We start from the raw sequence: 18,221 nt of genomic DNA, 5'->3' as shown, positions 1-18,221 counted from the left end.
GTTTACGCAATGAGAGCGCATCTGACCAGCTCGAGTCCTGATGGCTGCTATTTTTATTCGATATTTTGGGCGTTTGACGTTGCAAGACAACTACCGCGAAACGTCAGTAGGACCCGGTTTGTGCAGCATGCTAAGCTCATATTTTAAGCGGTTAGAGGCAATCATGGCCACTATAGAACACAGTGAAATTGTTAATGCAGCGCCAGAGCGTGTGTTTGAGTTATTACGCCGAGTGGAAGATTTTGCAGATTATTCCGATTTAATACGCTCCATTGATACGCTGGGTGACAATCACTACCGCTGGCATGTACGTGCAGTGGGAATGGACTGGGCGTTTGAAGTGGCAGTGACCGAGATTCAGGCGCCATATGTACTTGCGTGGGAGTCGCTTAGCGGGGTAAAAAATCAGGGGCGTTATCAGCTACGTGAAGTGCCTGAAGGAACGCAGGTTTCATTAACACTCAGCTATGAAATAGGTAATCGGTTAATGGAAAAAGCCGTTAATAAGGCCGCTAAGCCGTTAGTGGGCAAGGTTAGCCGACAAATTCTGGAGCGCGTTGAGGCGCGACTGAATGCATAAAGCCTTAGGCTTTTACTGGCGCTTGGGCGTAGCGGTTGGGTGTATCGCTCTGGTGGCCTTTTTATGGTTTAGCTATTCACCGGATTTAATGACCGTAAAGCATGGCATGGCGCAATGGATGCACCATCCTGCGGTCATTGCCGGGGTGGTACTTATAATGGCGATCACGTTAGCCACTGGCTTGCCAGCGAGTATCGGTTTGTGGCTAATAGCGCCTTTTTACCCGCCCCTAATCGCTACTTGTCTGTTAACCCTGGGAAGTGTGGCGGGGGCGTTTGGTGGCTATCAATTGGCGGCACACACCAGCGCTGCATGGCAGCCGAAAGGATTAACCCTTAAAATAATGAAAACGCTTCAGGATAGAAGCGATCTACTCACTCAGTGCGCGCTGCGCATCCTGCCTGGCTTTCCTCATGCGATGATCAACTTTGCGGCTGGATTAAGCCGTATTCCGCTAACGGTTTTTCTACTCGCGGCGACCTTGGGCCTATCGGTTAAATGGGCGGTTTATAGCAGTGCTATATATGGGGCGATTGAAGCTATAGAGGAGGGAGATCCGTTACAATTTGACGTGCTGCTACCGCTTCTTGCATTAACGCTTCTTTTATTGGTTGGGGCCTGGTTCAAGCGCCGCTCGAGAGCAGCGCCCAAACGTTAAGCACAAACGTTAAGCTTTATGGTAATAAAAAAACTTACCCGCCCTGGTGCATTGCTACATCGAGGTGATCAACCAACTCTGCCCAGTCGGCATCGTCTTCAATCGCTTCGCGAAGAAAGTCGGCCTGGCCTTCGTTCCAGCAAGGGGCGTCGGCAAGCAACATCTCTTTGGGTAAGGGGCGATGACGCTTGATAAATTGCTCAATCGAATCGGGATCTGAGGGCAGGCCTAGCTGTTCAAAAAGATCACTAAAAAAATGCACCGGCTTTTCCATAATTATGCGCTCCTTCAATGGGTTGCTACTGGTTAAACATAGCGTAAATTATTGATTTCGCAACCGCTATTAGCGCTCGCCCACTAGCGAGGTGAGAAAACGCTGGCGCTGCACATCGAAGCCAATGGGTTGGGCCAACAGATGCACCAGCTTGGTAAACGTGGCCTCAGGCGTCATGGCGTCTCCCGATAACACTCCGGCATCCGTCAATCCTTGGCCCGCCGCATAAGCGCCCATGTGGACGCTGCCTTCCGGGCAAAGACTGATAGCCGCCAATAGCTTCCCTTCACCGCTGGCTGAGGCCAAGAGGTTAAGCAACGCCGGGTCGTTGGGTAGATTGCCGGCCCCCCAGAGCTGCAATACTGCCCCTTTAACGCGTGGATCACTTAACCATGCATCCAGTTGCCAGGCCGCCATACCGGGCCACAGAGCGATACGCACCACTTCTCCTTGGCTCAGACCCTGGTAATCGGCTAGTTCAAAACGTGGCGCACCACGCTGCTGTAAAGCCAACCCGCGGCTTGGGTAGTAGACGAAATCGTCGCCCACACGTTCCCCAAGCAGCGGATAGCAGGGAGTAGAAAATGCCGTTAATGCGCTGCTGTGGTGCTTTACCGCTCTTACGCCGCGCATTAGCCGGTTGGCGAAATAGATAGCCACTTCCTGCAGCTCGGCGGTGGCCGCAAAGCGTAAAGCACCATGTATATTATTCAGTCCATCGCTATTGGGCGCTTCCAGCGGCAGCATCGCGCCCGTTAGTACGACGGGGCGGTCAATGCCCTGAAGTTGATAAGCGAGACTAGCCGCGGACCAGCTAAGCGTATCGGTTCCATGGAGGATCACAAAGCCACGATACTCGGTCAGACGTGATGTAATATCATCTGCCAATTGCTGCCAGTTAAGAGGAGTCGCCGTACTGGAGTCAATCAGATTGGCATAGCTAATAACATCATAGGCTGGCAGTAACTGCTGCTGAACGACGGGTAATTGGCTTAATGCTTTTGCCATACGCTGAGCAAAATTACCGCCGGGGGTAAGCCCGTTATCCGCCTGCTGCATACCAATGGTTCCACCCGTATAAATCACCAGCAGGCGCTCTTGGGTGGGGGTCGCTTGGGCTAAGCGGGATAAGGTACTCATACGGGCTTCCTAACGCTTTCAGTGATGTTTTTAAAAAATGCTTTTAAAGACGGTGGACCTGAAGAACACCATTTTGATCATCCAACTGACGTTGGCGTCCCACCAGAAGGGCAAACCCACAACAGATGCCAACGAGCAGAATCAGTAGCCAGGCAATATAGTCAGCGTGGATACCAGACTGAATTAGTAAGCCGACGCCAAAGGGGCCTATGGCGGCAATCATATATCCCCCGCCTTGCACCAGACCGGATAGCTGCCCTGCTAGGCGAGAATTGGCGGTGCGTAATACAAGCAGGCTCAGCGCCATGCTGAAACTACCGCCTTGACCCAGACCTAAAAAAAACGCGCCAGGCCATTTCCATGCCAACGGTGCGATTAGCAACATCCAAAGCCCGAGTGCCGTACTGAGTAATACCAGCAAAAGCGCTGGTCGCTGGTCACGGCCCAGCCTTGCAAGCCACGGCGCGCCTAAGGCTGAAGCCAGTTGGCACATAATCGAAACGGCCATTGTCCAGCCCGCGCTGGCTTCATCGTAGCCACGGTCTACCAATAGCGTAGGGAGCCAGCCAAATACGATATAGGCCATCGACGATTGAATGCCCATAAACAACATCACATGCCACGTGAGCGGTTTACGCAGTAATCGTAAAAGACCCGTAGTGGGTACTTGAGGCGCATGATGGGTGTGACTGTTAGGCATCTGAAAGTGCCAAAGAGCGAGTGCAAATACGGCAAGCAATGCCCAGCTCATAAGGCTTGCTTGCCAGCTTCCCAGCCAATCGGTAAGGGGTACGCTTAGACCTGCCCCCAGTGCCCCGCCCAGGCAGAGAGCCATGGTATAAAGGCCGGTCAGCAGGTCGGCGCTTTCAGGTAGTTCGCGCTTAACAAGCGCAGGCAACAAGGTGCCGCTGATCCCAATGGCGCCACCGGCCATGGCCGAGCCTATAAACAGCACACCTGGCAGTGGCAAGCCGCGCAGAATTAAGCCGGCTGCTAGCAATAAAAGCGCTGTGCTAAGCGCACGCTCACTTCCCAGGCGCTGAGCTAAAAGAGGCGCCATTGGCGCTGATAAGCCCAAAAACAGCACGGGCAGGGTAGTAAGAACCCCCGCAGCTGCGGCCGAAAGCCCCGCTGTTTCTTGTAAGCGCGTTAGCAAAGGGGCCACTGAGGAAAGCGCGGGGCGTAAATTCAGCCCCACGACAACCATCAATAAAATAAATGTGAGTGAACGACGGGACATCATGGCTGCTTACTTAAGGTAGGGGCGTAAATCACCGCGAACTGCATCAAGTAGCGTGATGAAGTTGTAGTCCTGTGGTGTTTCCAGGCAATCAACGCGAACGCTGGTGCGCATGCCCTGATTGATATCCAGCTTATCGTAGATTTCAAGCGTCACTTTTTGGGCGGGTTTATCGCCTGGACCAATAGTGCCGTCTTCAAGCGTAAACGTCTCAATCAGTGTGGCGCGTACGCGGGTGCTGTTGTCTTCACTAAGAACGCGTCGAATAAACAGCCAGCCTTCACAGGGTAGCGCTACATTATCATCACGTTCACGTAGGAACAGTGTGCGATAGCAGGCGCCTTCAGCCGAGGCTTTTTCCGCCATGCTGCGGTAAGCCTGGACGACCTGTTTTGAAGAGGCGCGGGCATCTTCCAGGCGTTGCGAAATCCCCTGGTGCTCACGGCTAAGCTGTTCTTGACGTTGAAAACTAAGCCACTGCCGGTAGTCAGCAATAAGTTGAGATGAGGACATGATCACTCCCTGAAAATGTGTTAGTCAACGCATCGGAATATGCGAGGGCATAACCTTCGCATATTCCTTCCCGCTGGGCTAGCGGCGCGCGCGCCGGCGGCGTTCACCGCTGGGTTTTGCGGCTTCGCCACTCGGTTTACGACGCGCTTGAGGCTGGCGCTGACGACGGCCATTCTCGATGGGCTCGGGTTTGGCGTTCGGGTCGGGCTCAAAGCCTGGCTCGATATGCTTGGTCAGGTTTTGCTTGATTAAGCGCTCGATATTGCCCAGCAGCCCATGCTCATCGACACATACTAATGAAACTGCTGCGCCATTGCTGCCGGCCCGGCCTGTACGACCAATGCGGTGTACGTAGTCTTCGGCGACGTTAGGCAGTTCAAAATTCACTACGTGGGGGAGCTCGCTGATATCAAGCCCGCGCGCGGCGATATCGGTGGCGACCAGTACCTGTAAATCACCGCTTTTGAACGCACCCAGCGCTCGTGTACGCGCGCCCTGGCTTTTATTGCCGTGAATCGCCATGGCCGGAATATCTTGCTTGGAAAGCTGCTCGGCAAGCCGGTTGGCTCCGTGCTTGGTACGGGTGAAAACCAATACCTGAAACCAGCCATGGCGCTGAATCAGATGGGCCAGCAGTTCGCGCTTTTTATCACGGTCGACGCGGTAAACGGCCTGTTCGATTTTTTCGGCGGTCGTGTTACGCGGAGCAACTTCAATAAGCGCTGGGTTATTTAGCAACTGCTGGGCCAGCGTTTGAATTTCATTGGAGAACGTGGCTGAGAACAGCAGATTTTGACGCTGCTTGGGCACCAGGCGCAGTACGCGTTTAATATCGTGAATAAAGCCCATATCCAACATGCGGTCGGCTTCATCAAGCACTAAAATTTCGATAGCCGAAAGATCGACATGGCCCTGCTGTTGAAGGTCCAGCAGGCGACCCGGTGTGGCAATCAATACGTCCAGGCCAGCTTTAATCGCATCGACTTGAGGCTGTTGGCCGACGCCACCAAAAATAGTATGCGAGCGTAAAGCGAGGTGCTTGCCATAGGTGGATACACTTTCCCCTACCTGGGCTGCCAGCTCGCGCGTTGGGGTTAACACCAGCGCTCTAACCTGGCGTTTTTCGGGGCGTTTGCCGCCTGAAAGGCGCTGCAGCATCGGCAGGGTAAAACCTGCCGTTTTACCTGTGCCCGTTTGGGCGCTCGCGAGTAAATCGCGACCTTCTAAAACAACCGGAATGGCCTTTAATTGGATCGGGGTAGGCTGGGTATAGCCTTGCGCCGTAACGGCGCGTAATAAATCTTCATGCAGACCAAGTTCAGAAAAGCTCATGCGTTCTCCGCAGTCGCCTAGCAAGGCAACAGCTGCTTAAAAAGCGTTGTTGCTAGGCGTATTTTTTTCAAAAGGCGAGGATAATAATCATCGCGGCAGCGAAGTTTGCCAGATAATTCGCTACACCGCGATGATCGTTGATTAGCCACGAATGACCATAACGAAATAGAGTGGTCAGTATGGAAGAGACGGGCATTTAACAGTGGGTACTACTGACAGCGGGCATTGCAATAGGTTGCAACCCAAAATATGCCCGCCAGTGTAACATGAAGATTGTACAAGGCGGGCATTCTTGTCGCGTTTGGTTGACGAGACTAGGCTTAGTGAGATCTTGATTAGTTAAAATAGTTGCCTTGACGTATCTGATCGGCAATTTGTTCGGCCACGTCATCCCAGCTGGCGCCTAAGGCGCGCACCAAAGCGGGGTAGCCGTCGTCATCCAGCGCCGTTTGTGCTGCAAAGGTCTTCATGGCAAGCAGCTCGTTGCTGGTACTGCGCAACTGCCATTGACCGGTTGCAATCGCCAAGCCGTCGTGACGCCCCTGGAACTGGTCGACTTCCAGGCGCAGGCTAAGCGCTTCGGGCTGGCTGCTATCGTCACGCACCACGCGAATCAGCGGCAGCTCTTGAGATAAGCGCGTGCGCAAACTGCGTGCAAGCTGGCGGCCAATGCTTTCAGCCCACTGGTGTTCGCGCGCTTCATTAAGCGTAATATCATCCAGCTGCATAATGATGCCATCGACGTCCAGGTAGTGGGCAAGCCGCGGCGAACTCAGCTGTAACGTGCCCTGAGGATTATTCGGCGTATTGGCTAGCTGACTGTTGGGTAGCATATAGCGCGCAGGTGGAGTGACGCTGCTTGCACAGGCGGTAAGCATAAGGCACGCGACCAGCAGCGATAAGCCTTTCAAACTCAGTAGCGATAAGCGGTTTGTAGATAGTAAGCGCATAACGTTGTCCTTATTAGCGCGGTGCACGCGGTATCGGATCTTGAGCATCCAGGTTATCAAACAGCAGTGCCTGCGGATTATCATTCAGGGTGCGGGTCAGTGGTTGAAGATCACGCATTAACCGGTCCAGTCGCTCAATGGCTGAAGTAAGATCCTGGTACGCTGGCGAAGAGGGCGAAACACCTTGTAGCGTGTTGCGAAGCTCTTCAAGCGTTGCATTGAGATTGCCGCCCACCGCCTGGGTTTCAGGATCATTTAACAGCTGGTTAAGCGATGTGCTGACGTCACGCACTTCATCAAGCATTCGTTCAGAAGCCTGCAGATTACGATCCAGTCCGGCGAGCAAGGGTTCTACTTCAAGCGCGTTTAATTTATCCAGCAAACTGGTGATTTGCGCCTGAATTTGAGCAAATCCTCCCGCCACGGTGGGGAAAACCGTTCGGTTTGAAAACGTTTCAGCGATATATCTCTCTTCTGAATCGCGTTGAAAATTAAGATCGACAAATAGCGCTCCGGTTAATAGGTTGCCGTTTTTAAGCGAGGCGCGAAGCCCTATGCTAAACAAGCGATTAAGGCGGGCTTCCCACTCTTCCAGGTCGACATCTGTGTTTTCGATGCCCAAGCGCTGTGGCTCAATGCGAATCAGCACGGGAATTGCAAAACGGGCACGGGAGTCAGGTTGTGGCGCCGTAAAGTTCCAGGGTACCGCCGCTACGGTACCCATTCGAACGCCGCGAAACTCAACGGGTGCCCCGCGTGAAAGCCCACGAACCGTATCATCAACCAATAAGACGTACTCTAAATAGCGGTTAAAGGTGCCTTCGCGAGCGTCATCTTCATCAGCATAAAGATTAAACTGGGCGCCAGCTTCGACCTTTCTGCCCATAGGTAAATCTTCAGGCACGCCAAACGTCACGCCGCCACCCAGCAGCGCTTCCAGGGATTCGACGTTCACTCGAAAGCCATTGGCATCCAGACGAAAATCTACGCCGCTGGACGACCAGAAGCGCGTGCTGTCGGTAACTAGCTGCGCATAAGGCTCTTCAATAAAAACCTGATGCTGCATGGTGCGTGATTCAGGATCGAAGCTGGCTTCTTCCACCCGGCCAACAGTATAACCTTGGTAAGAAACCGGGTCGCCCACGCGCAGTGAGTTGCCCAACTGGCTAATTAAACTGATATTGAGACCCGCCATACCTGCCGTCGCGACCGGTGGCACATCGCTAACCGGGAATTCGCGGCGCTGCTCTTCAGAGGTGCCTGGTTCTAGCTGTATATAGGCGCCTGAGAGTACAGTACCCAGGCCGCTAATGCCTTCCCTTCCAATGCGCGGTTTAACAACCCAGAAACGGCTATCCTCGCGCAACAGTTTGTCGGCCTGAGGCTGAATTCGAGCCGTGATAACGGCACTGCTCAAATCTTCAGAGAGCTGAACGTTTTGCACTAGCCCAATCTCAACGTTACGGCTACGAATGAGGGTATTACCCGCTTCGATACCTTCAGCGTTGTTCATGGTCAAGGTGATCAGCGTGCCGCGACTGGTGTAGTTATCGTATACCAGCCATAACCCAATAATGATGGCCACGATAGGCACAATCCATATGGGCGAAAGGCGAGTTTGCCGAGAAGACTTGGCCTTGTTCAGGTCAGGCTCTTGCTCATTGTTTATCGGGGTATCATTACCCATTAATGGCTCCCTGAGTGGCGATTATCTGGTGTGGATGCCTTGGTTTCGGGGGCATCCCATATTAAACGGGGGTCAAAAGTCATGGCGGCGAGCATAGTCAAAACCACCACTGAGGAAAATGCCAGTGCGGCAGGGCCGGGGGTAATCGACATGAGTGAGCCAGCGCGAATCAAGGCAACCAGAATAGCGACCACAAATACATCGACCATTGACCAGCGCCCAATGAATTCGGTTATTCGATAAAGCTTGGTGCGGCTAATGGTGTTGGGACGGCCGCTGCGCTGTACCGCAATGCATAGCCATGAAAGTGCAAGCAGCTTACCTACCGGTACGATAACGCTGGCAATAAAAATAACCGCCGCCACTGGCCAGGAGCCCATTTGCATGAGCTGAACCACGCCACCAATAATCGTAGATGAGCCGCTGTGCCCTAGGCTGGTGGTGGTCATAATAGGATAAACATTGGCCGGAATATACATGATGGTGGCAGCGCCGAGCAGCGCCCAGGTACGCTGTAAGCTAAACGGTAATCGATGGTGGAGCTTTTCATGGCATCGGATACAGCGTGACTTGCGTCCGCGGGAAAACGCATTGATAAGCCCACAGGTAGGGCATCCTGTAAGGTCCTGGCGGGATGCGGTCATTCCAGTTTGTGTGCCTTCCGGGGCAAGGGGCTCCCCTTCTAAAGAGAACCACATCCAGTCGGCATCAATTGATTGAGTGGTCATTAATAAAAGTATCGCAAAGACGCAAAATGCCCAGAATGAAATACCTAGGTCTATCTCCGCCATGCCAGCTACTTTGATCAAACTTACCAGCGCCCCAATAATAAATACATCGGCCATCATCCAGGGCGTCAGATGGGCAAGAGAGCGCGCAATATCGCGACTAAATGCTAAAGGCTTGCCATGCAAAAGACCAAACTGTAGCCAGATAACACTGAGCAGGTAAACCGCTGGTAGAACGGCAATGGTCATAATAACAATGATGGCAACCACGGGCTGATGAAAGGCAATAAGGGTGGTTGCGGTCTGCGATAGCTCAATACGGTTCCCAACACCGCTAACGTTGAAACTCACAAACGGAAACGATACTGCCACTATTAATGCAATAAGTGCCGCAATAGCTAATGCCATACTACGCTGAGCTGGGTAGCGGTGACGTTTGACCAATACATGCGAGCATCGCGGGCAGCTGGCCTTTTCTCCAGACCCTAAGGGGGGTAATGCCGAAATCCAGTCACACTCATGGCATGCTCGTAAGCGCCTGCGCTGAACACGGGTTTCAGGCGGTAAGCGATCTACCAGAGGCGTATTGACCGGAAGTGAAGGGCGTTTCATCAAACGATAGTGGGGCAAATGCGACACTCTCAATGCGAATTCAAAGTAAAACTAACAGAGTCTAGGCCATTTAGCTTACAAATCCGGCTTAGACAAATAATAGCTTATATCGTACTTGACCGGAGCATCGGGTTAGTCAAGGATGCAGCCGCGATAGTGCCTAATATTTGTTCAATAAGGAAATGAAATGTTGCTTCCTGTTCTAGCGGTATTGGTAGGATTGGTGTTATTGATCTGGAGTGCTGAGAAGTTTGTTGACGGCGCTGCCGCTACCTCACGCTGGCTCGGCCTCTCCCCCTTGCTGATCGGTATGCTGGTGATTGGGTTTGGTACCTCAGCGCCAGAAATGATGGTGTCTGTATTAGCTGCCTTACAAGGTAATCCAGGGTTGGCGGTAGGCAATGCCTATGGTTCCAATATTGCCAATATTGGCCTGGTATTGGGGTTTGTGGCGCTCATCGCTCCCTTGGCCGTGCACTCAAGCGTTATCCGTAAAGAGATGCCGTTTCTCATACTGGTCACGCTTATTACCGGTCTCATGCTATGGGACGGTTGGGTTGCACGTTGGGAGGCGGCTGTCTTGCTAGTGACCCTGGCCGTGTTTATTGGTTTTAGTATCATCCGCTCGAAAAAACAGCAAGACGACTCACTTGTCGATGATGTGTCTGAATCGCTCGATAGTAAGTCCATGTCACGTGGCAAAGCTATTATGTGGACATTGGTTGGCTTGGTATTTTTGATTGTTAGCTCGCGCATGTTGGTATGGGGAGCGGTCGAAATTGCTCAACGTTTTGGAGTGAGCGACCTGATTATCGGTTTAACCGTCGTGGCGGTAGGCACATCGTTGCCGGAACTTGCCTCATCAATTAGTGCGCTGCGCCGTAAAGAGCACGACATGGTGCTGGGCAATGTCGTGGGTTCTAACTTGTTTAATAGTTTGGCGGTGGTCGGATTGGCGGGGGTTATTGCCCCGATCGATGCAGGCCGCGAAGTGCTGGTGCGTGATTGGAGCATCATGACTTGTATGACACTGCTGATGATCCTGTTCGCATTTTCCTGGCGTGGACGCCCTCGCCGAATTAATCGTTTGGAGGGCGGCGTGCTATTTACTCTTTTTATAGCTTATACCGGCTATATGGTGAGTATTGTAGTTTTATCTTAATAATTTATCGGCGTTATTTGATGTGCGTCAATGAGTCACGTTTTGAAGAAAATTGGTCGGTGTATAGTAAGAGGTAAGTCAGTAAGATGACAATATAAGTAAAGAATAGGCTTAGTGCTTATAACTAAAATGCACAGCCCGCGAGGCACAACTAAGCTTGTATTAACCATGAATGGGATATCAATTCAGGCCTAGGAGCGTGTAATGGAACTCGATCCCTTAATGTTGTCGCGAATCCAATTCGCATTTGTTGTCTGCTTTCACACTATATTCCCTGTGTTCACGATTGGATTAGCGTCTTATATTGCGCTATTACAAGGACTTTTTTTCAAAACGCAAAACCCGGCCTGGGACCGGCTGGCGCTGTTTTGGACAAAAGTGTTTGCCGTTGTGTTTGGTATGGGTGTTGTGTCAGGAATTGTGATGTCGTTCCAGTTTGGTACGAACTGGAGCAACTTCTCTCTGGCGGCGTCCAATTTCATTGGCCCATTGCTCAGCTACGAAGTGGTGACCGCTTTCTTCCTTGAAGCAGCTTTCTTGGGCATATTGCTTTTTGGCCGTGGAAAAGTGCCTCAGGGCATCCATTTGCTGGCTGCGACCATGGTAGCTGTGGGAACGTTTATTTCTGCTTTCTGGATATTATCGGCTAACAGCTGGATGCATACGCCAGCAGGCGTTGAGCTTATCGATAACCGCTTCCACGTAACCTCGTGGAGCGAAGCAATTTTTAATCCCTCTTTCCCTTATCGCTTTGCGCATATGGCAATGGCTTCCTTTATTACCGGTGGTTTTGTCGTTGCCGGCGTGAGCGCATGGTTCTTGCTGCGTGGTCGTGATCCAGAGGCCAATCGGCGTGCGCTTTCAATGTGTTTATGGCTACTGCTGTTTTTGACGCCTCTTCAGGCAGTAGTAGGCGATTATCATGGCCTAAATACGCTTGAACATCAGCCTACTAAGGTGGCAGCAATGGAAGGTCACTGGGAAACGGCGACTAACGTGCCCTTACTGTTGTTTGCGCTGCCGGATCAGGAGGCTCAGGAAAACCGCTTGGCTATTGGCATTCCCAATCTGGCAAGCCTCATTTTGACGCACTCATTTGATGGTGAAATTCCAGGCATTAGCGAGGTACCGCCTGAGGAGCAGCCGCCTGTCATGCTCGTTTTCTGGTCTTTCCGGGTAATGGTGGGTATTGGCCTGTTAATGATTGCAACCGCATTTGTTGGCCTTCTCCTGCGCCGTAAAGGTCGTATCTATGAGAGTCCAGTATTTCTTAAGACACTGGTGGGCATGATTTCTCTACCTTTTATCGCCGTTCTTGCAGGCTGGGTAGTTACCGAATCGGGCCGTGCACCTTGGCTAGTATACGGAGTGATGACGCATGCAGAAGGGGTTACTCCTTCGCTGACCGGTTGGATGGCCTTGGCTACGTTAATTGGTTATGTGTTGGTGTATGCCGTCGTCTTTTACGCCGGTATCTATTATATAACCCGCGTGGTGCGTAATGGCATGCTGCCCGAGCATGCACAGGCATCGGCTGACCGAGATGCCGACCGCCCCAAACGCCCGTTATCTGCGGCCCATACTCCCTTTGATGACGACGTTGACCCGGTGAGGAGCTAAATCATGGAAATGTTTGATCTATCGATTATTTGGGCTGGGATTATTGGGTTTGGCGTCATCATGTACGTATTGATGGATGGTTTTGACCTGGGGTTAGGCATTCTATTCCCGTTCGCCCCGGATGAAGACTCTCGTGACGTAATGATGAACTCCATCGCGCCGGTATGGGATGGAAACGAAACCTGGCTGGTGCTGGGGGGGGCTGGCCTACTAGCGGCGTTTCCCTTGGTCTATTCGATCTTTCTGCCAGCGCTTTATCTGGGTGTGTTTCTTATGCTGGCCGGTTTGATTTTTCGCGGTATCGCGTTTGAGTTTCGCTTTAAGTCACGCCGTAACCGGCACTGGTGGAATCGTGCCTTTAGCTGGGGTTCCGCAATTGCGGCCTTTGCTCAAGGGGTCGTTGTGGGGGCTTATATTCAGGGATTCCAAACCGAGAATTTTGTTTATACTGGCGGCGCGTTTGATTGGTTGACGCCTTTTACTGTGGTAACCGGCTTGGGTCTGATGGCAGGTTACGCGCTGTTAGGTTCTACATGGCTTATTCTGAAATCTGAAGGGCATGTGCAGGAATGGGCGTATAAAATTACTCCCATTTTGCTGGCCATGGTGCTGGTCGTATTTGCCATCATCAGTATCTGGACGCCTTTTGTAAATCAGGTAGTTTGGGAGCGCTGGTTTGGTAATCTTCGTTTAATCTGGATCTTTCCGGCAATGGCGCTGTTATTTGCCTTTCTGGTATTTAGGTCGGTCAAGCAGCGACGTGAAAGCTATCCCTTTCTTGCTACCATCGGCATCTATGTGTCCACTTATCTTGGTTTGATTGTAAGTCAATGGCCGATGATTGTACCGCCTAATTACACGCTGTGGGATGCAGCGTCGGCGCCTGAGTCACAGCTATTTCTTCTGATCGGCGTACTCTTTGTTATCCCGATTATCCTGGTATATACCGCATGGACATACTGGGTATTCCGCGGCAAGGTGCGTGTGGGTGAAGGATATCACTAAGCCAGGGGCATCCAGATGACAGAGCAGTCGTTGACCGCTCGCTCCTGGTTGAAAGCGTTAGCAGCATTAGAGCGGCGAAGATTACATCTCGCCGCTTTTCTTGGCGTTTTAGCGGGCGTGCAGACGGTTATCATCGTAGTCGGTCTTGCGTGGCTGGTGGAGCAGCTTACTGTTCATCAGCAATCTCCTTATCAACTTGTTAACGTGCTGGTTTTGCTGGCGCTTTGTGTGCTGGGGCGGGGTATATGTCAGTGGGCACAGGAAACGATTAGCCTAGAGGCTAGTTTGCGCATTCGCCAGCATGCGCGACGCCAAGTGCTAGATAAATGTTGGGCGCTTGGGCCGGTATGGCTGGCTTACCAACAAAGCGGGGCTTTGGCGACTCAGGCCGTGGAGAATATCGAAGCTCTGGATGGCTATTTCGCACGTTTTTATACCCAGCTACGTATTACCGCCTTGCTGCCACTACTGATTTTCTTGGTCGTGATCAGGCTTGATTATTTGGTGGCTGTGTTTTTGTTAATTTCCGCGCCGATCATTCCTCTATTCATGGCGCTGGTGGGTATGGGGGCTGAACGGGTTAATCGCGATCAGTTTGCGGCTGTGGCACGTCTTTCTGCCCACTTTCTTGATCGCGTGCGGGGAATGAGTACGCTTCAGCTATTCGGCAGAACGGCGAGTGCGCATAAAGATGTATGGTGGGCAACTGATGACTACCGTCGGTTAAGTATGCGGACTCTCCGGCTGGCTTTTTTATCTTCTGCCGTGCTTGAGTTCTTTGCATCGGTGGCTATTGCGGTGATCGCGATGTACGTGGGTTTTGGCTTGCTTGGGTATATCGATTACGGGCCGGCAACGTCACTAACACTCTTTTCTGGATTAGCTGTATTGCTGCTTGCTCCAGAATTTTTTCAGCCCTTAAGGACGCTTTCCCAGCACTATCATGACCGGGCAACGGCGCTGGGTGCGGCGGAAAGTCTGATTACAGTGCTTAATGAAACGAGCGTGCAGCGAAGCTCTCTGAATGAGCCTGATGCGGTCGATGACATTGCCGTATTGAAAAATGTGAGTGTGGAGTACGCGAATCGTGGTCGGGTGTTAGGGCCGATTGATCTAACGGTGAAAAAAGGTAGCATTATTGCCATTAGCGGTCCGTCGGGAAGCGGTAAATCAACGCTTCTGGCTCTGTTGGCCGGTTTTCTAATGCCATCTCAAGGCTCTCTGGAGCTAGCGCAACCCCGTTATGCCTGGCTCGACCAGCAGCCAAGTCTGTTACATGGCAGTTTGGCTGATAACTTGCACTTAGCTAACCCACATGCAGATGCACCGGCCATGCTGGAGGCGCTTCATCAGGCAGGCTTGAAGGCTCTGTTAGAAAAGCTGCCCCATGGCTTGGACTCAATGATAGGTGAGCGTGGACTAGGCTTGTCGGGTGGCCAGGCGCAGCGCCTTGCCTTGGCACGTATTTACTTGAGTGACGCCTCTTTGATCTTGCTCGACGAACCAACGGCAAGCCTGGATACAGAAACCGAAGAGGTGGTTATTCAGGCGTTGCTTACGTGGGCGGCCCAAGGACGCACAATGGTCATGGCGACTCATCACCCGGCTGCTATTAAGGCAGCTCAGCGGCATCTTGAAATGCGTAATGGCCACCTGGAGGAGATATGTTATGAAACATAACGCGTCATCTTCTGTGGCCATGCTATCCCAAGCGCGACGTGCGCTGTTGCCTTGGGTGGCGCTAATGGTGAAGCGCCGACAAAAGTTTATGCTGGGCGCTTTGCTCATTTGGTTAACCCTTGCTGCTGGTCTTGCACTATTAGGGCTTTCCGGCTGGTTTATTACTGCTTGTGCGTTAACCGGTATCGCCTTTTTGTTGGGGATGCCCGCTAGATTGGATGTGTATGTGCCGGGTGGGGGTATCCGGTTTTTTGCGCTGTTACGTACGGTTGCCCGCTATATTGAGCGTCTTTACAACCACAATACAGTGCTGCGCCTGTTGGCCGATCTGCGTTATCGGGTTTTTGGGCAGTTAATGCAGTTAGATGAGGCTGCCTTACGGCGCCAGCGTGTGAGTGATTGGTTGGGCCGCTTAACCGCCGATATCGATGCGTTGGATAATTTATATCTGCGGCTGTTGATGCCACCGCTGGTTAGTCTGCTGGTCATTGCTGGCGTAAGTCTCTTTATTGCCATTTGGCTGCCCGGTGTTGCGCTTTGGGTAGGGGGTGTACTGCTTCTCCTTTGGTTGGGCCTTACTTATGGAGTGGCGCGCTTAAGCTTTGCGCATAGCCATCGCCAGGTGGCTGATCAAGAAGGGCTTCGTCGGTTAGTGGTTGATCAGTTGCAGGCCTCTGCGGAGCTGATAGCTTATCGCACGGCCACTTGGCACCGAAATCAAGTGCAGACACATGAAATGGCGGCGTTAGATAATCAGCGTCGCCTTGGGCGCAGCGTTGCCTTGGGTAACAGTATTATTGGCGTCATTACCGGGCTTTTGTTGCTATGGATGGTATGGGTAGGCGGTATGATGGTGGCAAGTGATGTCATCGCCGGGCCTATTCTTGTGATGCTGCTGCTGGTGCTTCTGGGTATTAATGAGGTTTTCACTCCGCTTCCTGGCGCTTTTGCGCGCTTGGGTGGCAGCGTCGCCGCGGCAGAGCGGTTAAATGCACTAGGGTCTGAAGGGGTATTGGATAAGGATCAGTCCTTACCCGCCCGCGGCCTTGACTTGTCGTTGGATCATGTAACCTATCGCTATTCTGGCAGTATAGAGCCAGCGCTTGTTAACGTGTCATTTCAGCTTATGCCAGGCGAGCAGGCGCTTATTACGGGGCGTTCCGGTGCAGGTAAAAGTACCTTGGCGGCGCTTTTAACCGGCCGCCTTGTAGCGTCTAGCGGCGATGTTAGCGTAGGTGACTGCTTGCCTGTTAGGGTGCCTGAATGTCAGCGATCCCAGCGTGTTGCATTGCTGACGCAGCAGGTGGATCTTTTTGATGCTTCGCTGGAAGATAATCTGCGTCTAGGCAATTCTGATGCCAGCGACGCCGAGCTGTGGGATGTGCTTGAGGCGATGGCGCTGGATGAGTGGGTTCAATCACTTCCCAGGCAGCTGCAAACGCCGGTAGGTGAGCGGGGCCAGCAGCTTTCGGGTGGCCAAGCCCGACGCGTTGCACTCGCTCGGCTATTATTAATGGATCCCTCGGTGGTTATTCTGGATGAGCCCTTTGCCGCGATCGATCATGACACTGCTGAAAAGGTGGCCAATGCGCTTTCTAAGTGGTTAGCAGGGCGCACCGTTATCTTTTTTGTTCACCACGGCTTGATTGGCGGACTAGCACATCAGATAAGTCACCACTGGCACCTAAGTGCTGGAGAGCTCAGTCAAAGAAAGTAATGCGCTTACTCTAAGAGCGCTAAGGAAAAGTCATGCAGGATTTTTTACGCCGTCTTCCTAAAATCGAGCTTCATTTACATATTGAGGGCTCTCTTGAGCCAGAGCTTATGTTTGCGCTGGCGGAGCGTAATAGCATCACGTTGCCGTATGCCTCCGTTGGTGAAGCCAAGGCCGCGTATCAGTTCAAGGATCTGCAAGGGTTTTTAAATCTGTATTACCAGGGCATGAATGTTCTTTGTCACGAACAGGATTTTTTTGATCTGGCCATGGATTATTTCAAGCGGGCCAGCAGTGAAGGCGTTGTTCACATTGATATGCATTTTGACCCTCAGGCTCACTTACAGCGTGGCATTGCACTTGATGTTGTCATGGCCGGATTGTTACGTGCCAAAGAAGAAGCCGAGCAAACGCTAGACCTAAGTGTTGGTTTGATCATGGCATTTTTACGCGACAGACCTGCCGATGAGGCGCTTCAGGTGCTTGAGCAGGCGGCACCCTATTGGAAGCTACTGGATGCCATTGGTCTGGATAGCGCTGAGCGTGATCATCCGCCCTCTAAATTTGTCGCCGTTTTCAACCGTGCTAAAGAGATAGGCTTGGCTCGGGTGGCTCATGCCGGAGAGGAAGGGCCTGCAGCGTATATTCTCGAAGCGTTGGATATGCTGGATGTCTGTCGTATTGATCATGGCATCCGCTGTCTGGAAAGTGATGAGGTCGTGGATCGCCTCTATGAGCAGCAAACGGTACTCACGGTATGTCCACTTTCCAATACTAGTCTTAAGGTGGTTGATGAATTAATCGACCATCCGTTGCCAGCACTTTTAGATAAAGGACTAAACGTCACCATCAGTTCGGATGACCCTGCCTACTTCGGTGGTGGGCTGTTGGCTAACCATATAGCTTGCGCTGAAGCATTTGGCTGGGATGAAGACGCTTTTGTCGAATTGAATCGCAATGCCATCACCGAAGCCTTTACGTCTGAATCCAGACGCCAGGAGTTGCTCGCGCGCTTGGCTGCCGTGAAGCCTGAATAGCTATAGGCAGCCGGAAGAAAGACGTTTCTTCTATAGATGCACTATCGTCTTAAAAGAAATGCAAAAAGTGGTTGACCCTTCGGAGAAATTGGGTAGAATACGCCCCACATCGAACGGGCAGCGTCCTTCGGTAGCTCTTTAATAATTTGATCAGGTAATTCATGTGGGCGTTTGCCGATGAGGGTGACAAGTCACCAAATATCAAGGCAAGCGAACACAGTAATATTCTTCGGAATATTGCAGTACTATTCGTTTGAACCTTGAGCCAAGTTTGATTCGCTTTTGTTAC

At 52.0% G+C, this 18,221-nt stretch carries 16 protein-coding genes; 8 read left to right on the top strand and 8 right to left on the bottom strand.

The window, feature by feature from the left end:
- Window positions 1–163 precede the first annotated feature (163 nt).
- Both ACT3XD_RS12480 and ACT3XD_RS12475 read left to right on the top strand, forming a co-directional pair.
- Window positions 164–580: an SRPBCC family protein gene (locus ACT3XD_RS12480; protein ID WP_192538250.1), complete on the top strand. Its 417-nt coding sequence runs from the start codon at window positions 164–166 to the stop codon at window positions 578–580.
- Window positions 573–1,238, top strand: coding sequence for a VTT domain-containing protein (locus ACT3XD_RS12475; protein ID WP_192538249.1), 666 nt, complete (start codon window positions 573–575; stop codon window positions 1,236–1,238). The genes ACT3XD_RS12480 and ACT3XD_RS12475 overlap by 8 nt, the downstream gene beginning before the upstream one ends.
- A gap of 34 nt (window positions 1,239–1,272) precedes the next feature.
- Here the strand turns inward: ACT3XD_RS12475 and ACT3XD_RS12470 are convergent, their stop codons facing one another.
- The 8 genes from ACT3XD_RS12470 to ACT3XD_RS12435 form a co-directional block, all read right to left on the bottom strand.
- The gene (locus ACT3XD_RS12470; protein ID WP_018917192.1) at window positions 1,273–1,512 is read right to left on the bottom strand and encodes a DUF2789 domain-containing protein; all 240 of its coding nucleotides are present in this window, start codon (window positions 1,510–1,512) and stop codon (window positions 1,273–1,275) included.
- 69 nt (window positions 1,513–1,581) lie between these two features.
- Window positions 1,582–2,652 (bottom strand): asparaginase, encoded by a 1,071-nt coding sequence (locus ACT3XD_RS12465; RefSeq protein WP_444280592.1) that lies wholly within the window; start codon window positions 2,650–2,652, stop codon window positions 1,582–1,584.
- 43 nt (window positions 2,653–2,695) lie between these two features.
- Window positions 2,696–3,895 (bottom strand): MFS transporter, encoded by a 1,200-nt coding sequence (locus ACT3XD_RS12460; protein ID WP_192538247.1) that lies wholly within the window; start codon window positions 3,893–3,895, stop codon window positions 2,696–2,698.
- 6 nt (window positions 3,896–3,901) lie between these two features.
- Window positions 3,902–4,405, bottom strand: coding sequence for a hypothetical protein (locus ACT3XD_RS12455; RefSeq protein WP_192538246.1), 504 nt, complete (start codon window positions 4,403–4,405; stop codon window positions 3,902–3,904).
- Window positions 4,406–4,483: 78 nt separating this feature from the next.
- Window positions 4,484–5,737 carry a DEAD/DEAH box helicase gene (locus ACT3XD_RS12450; protein WP_192538245.1) on the bottom strand — a complete coding sequence of 418 codons (1,254 nt, stop codon included), beginning with the start codon at window positions 5,735–5,737 and terminating at the stop codon, window positions 4,484–4,486.
- 335 nt (window positions 5,738–6,072) lie between these two features.
- Entirely contained in the window at window positions 6,073–6,687 is a 615-nt protein-coding gene (locus ACT3XD_RS12445; protein ID WP_192538244.1) for a PqiC family protein, read from the bottom strand.
- A 13-nt stretch (window positions 6,688–6,700) separates the two neighbouring features.
- Window positions 6,701–8,374, bottom strand: coding sequence for an intermembrane transport protein PqiB (gene pqiB, locus ACT3XD_RS12440; protein WP_192538243.1), 1,674 nt, complete (start codon window positions 8,372–8,374; stop codon window positions 6,701–6,703).
- Window positions 8,374–9,714, bottom strand: a complete 1,341-nt coding sequence (locus ACT3XD_RS12435) for a paraquat-inducible protein A (protein ID WP_192538294.1) — start codon at window positions 9,712–9,714, stop codon at window positions 8,374–8,376. Before ACT3XD_RS12435 ends, pqiB begins: the two co-directional genes overlap by 1 nt.
- Before the next feature lie 187 nt (window positions 9,715–9,901).
- Between ACT3XD_RS12435 and ACT3XD_RS12430 the strand changes: the two genes are divergently transcribed.
- The 6 genes from ACT3XD_RS12430 (at window position 9,902) to ACT3XD_RS12405 (ending at window position 17,932) form a co-directional block, all read left to right on the top strand.
- Window positions 9,902–10,876: a calcium/sodium antiporter gene (locus ACT3XD_RS12430; protein ID WP_192538242.1), complete on the top strand. Its 975-nt coding sequence runs from the start codon at window positions 9,902–9,904 to the stop codon at window positions 10,874–10,876.
- Between the two features lie 204 nt (window positions 10,877–11,080).
- Entirely contained in the window at window positions 11,081–12,496 is a 1,416-nt protein-coding gene (locus ACT3XD_RS12425; protein WP_192538241.1) for a cytochrome ubiquinol oxidase subunit I, read from the top strand.
- Between the two features lie 3 nt (window positions 12,497–12,499).
- The gene (cydB, locus tag ACT3XD_RS12420; protein WP_192538240.1) at window positions 12,500–13,501 is read left to right on the top strand and encodes a cytochrome d ubiquinol oxidase subunit II; all 1,002 of its coding nucleotides are present in this window, start codon (window positions 12,500–12,502) and stop codon (window positions 13,499–13,501) included.
- Between the two features lie 15 nt (window positions 13,502–13,516).
- On the top strand, window positions 13,517–15,181 hold the full coding sequence (gene cydD, locus ACT3XD_RS12415; RefSeq protein WP_192538239.1) for a thiol reductant ABC exporter subunit CydD: 1,665 nt from the start codon (window positions 13,517–13,519) through the stop codon (window positions 15,179–15,181).
- Window positions 15,171–16,898: a thiol reductant ABC exporter subunit CydC gene (gene cydC / locus ACT3XD_RS12410; RefSeq protein WP_192538238.1), complete on the top strand. Its 1,728-nt coding sequence runs from the start codon at window positions 15,171–15,173 to the stop codon at window positions 16,896–16,898. Before cydD ends, cydC begins: the two co-directional genes overlap by 11 nt.
- A gap of 32 nt (window positions 16,899–16,930) precedes the next feature.
- Complete coding sequence (locus ACT3XD_RS12405; protein ID WP_192538237.1) at window positions 16,931–17,932, top strand: adenosine deaminase; 1,002 nt, start codon at window positions 16,931–16,933, stop codon at window positions 17,930–17,932.
- Window positions 17,933–18,221 lie beyond the last annotated feature (289 nt).

Source organism: Halomonas sp. AOP7-B1-5, assembly GCF_052353045.1.
Classification (GTDB): domain Bacteria; phylum Pseudomonadota; class Gammaproteobacteria; order Pseudomonadales; family Halomonadaceae; genus Vreelandella; species Vreelandella colorata.
This window is presented reverse-complemented; position numbering and strand designations above follow the sequence as displayed.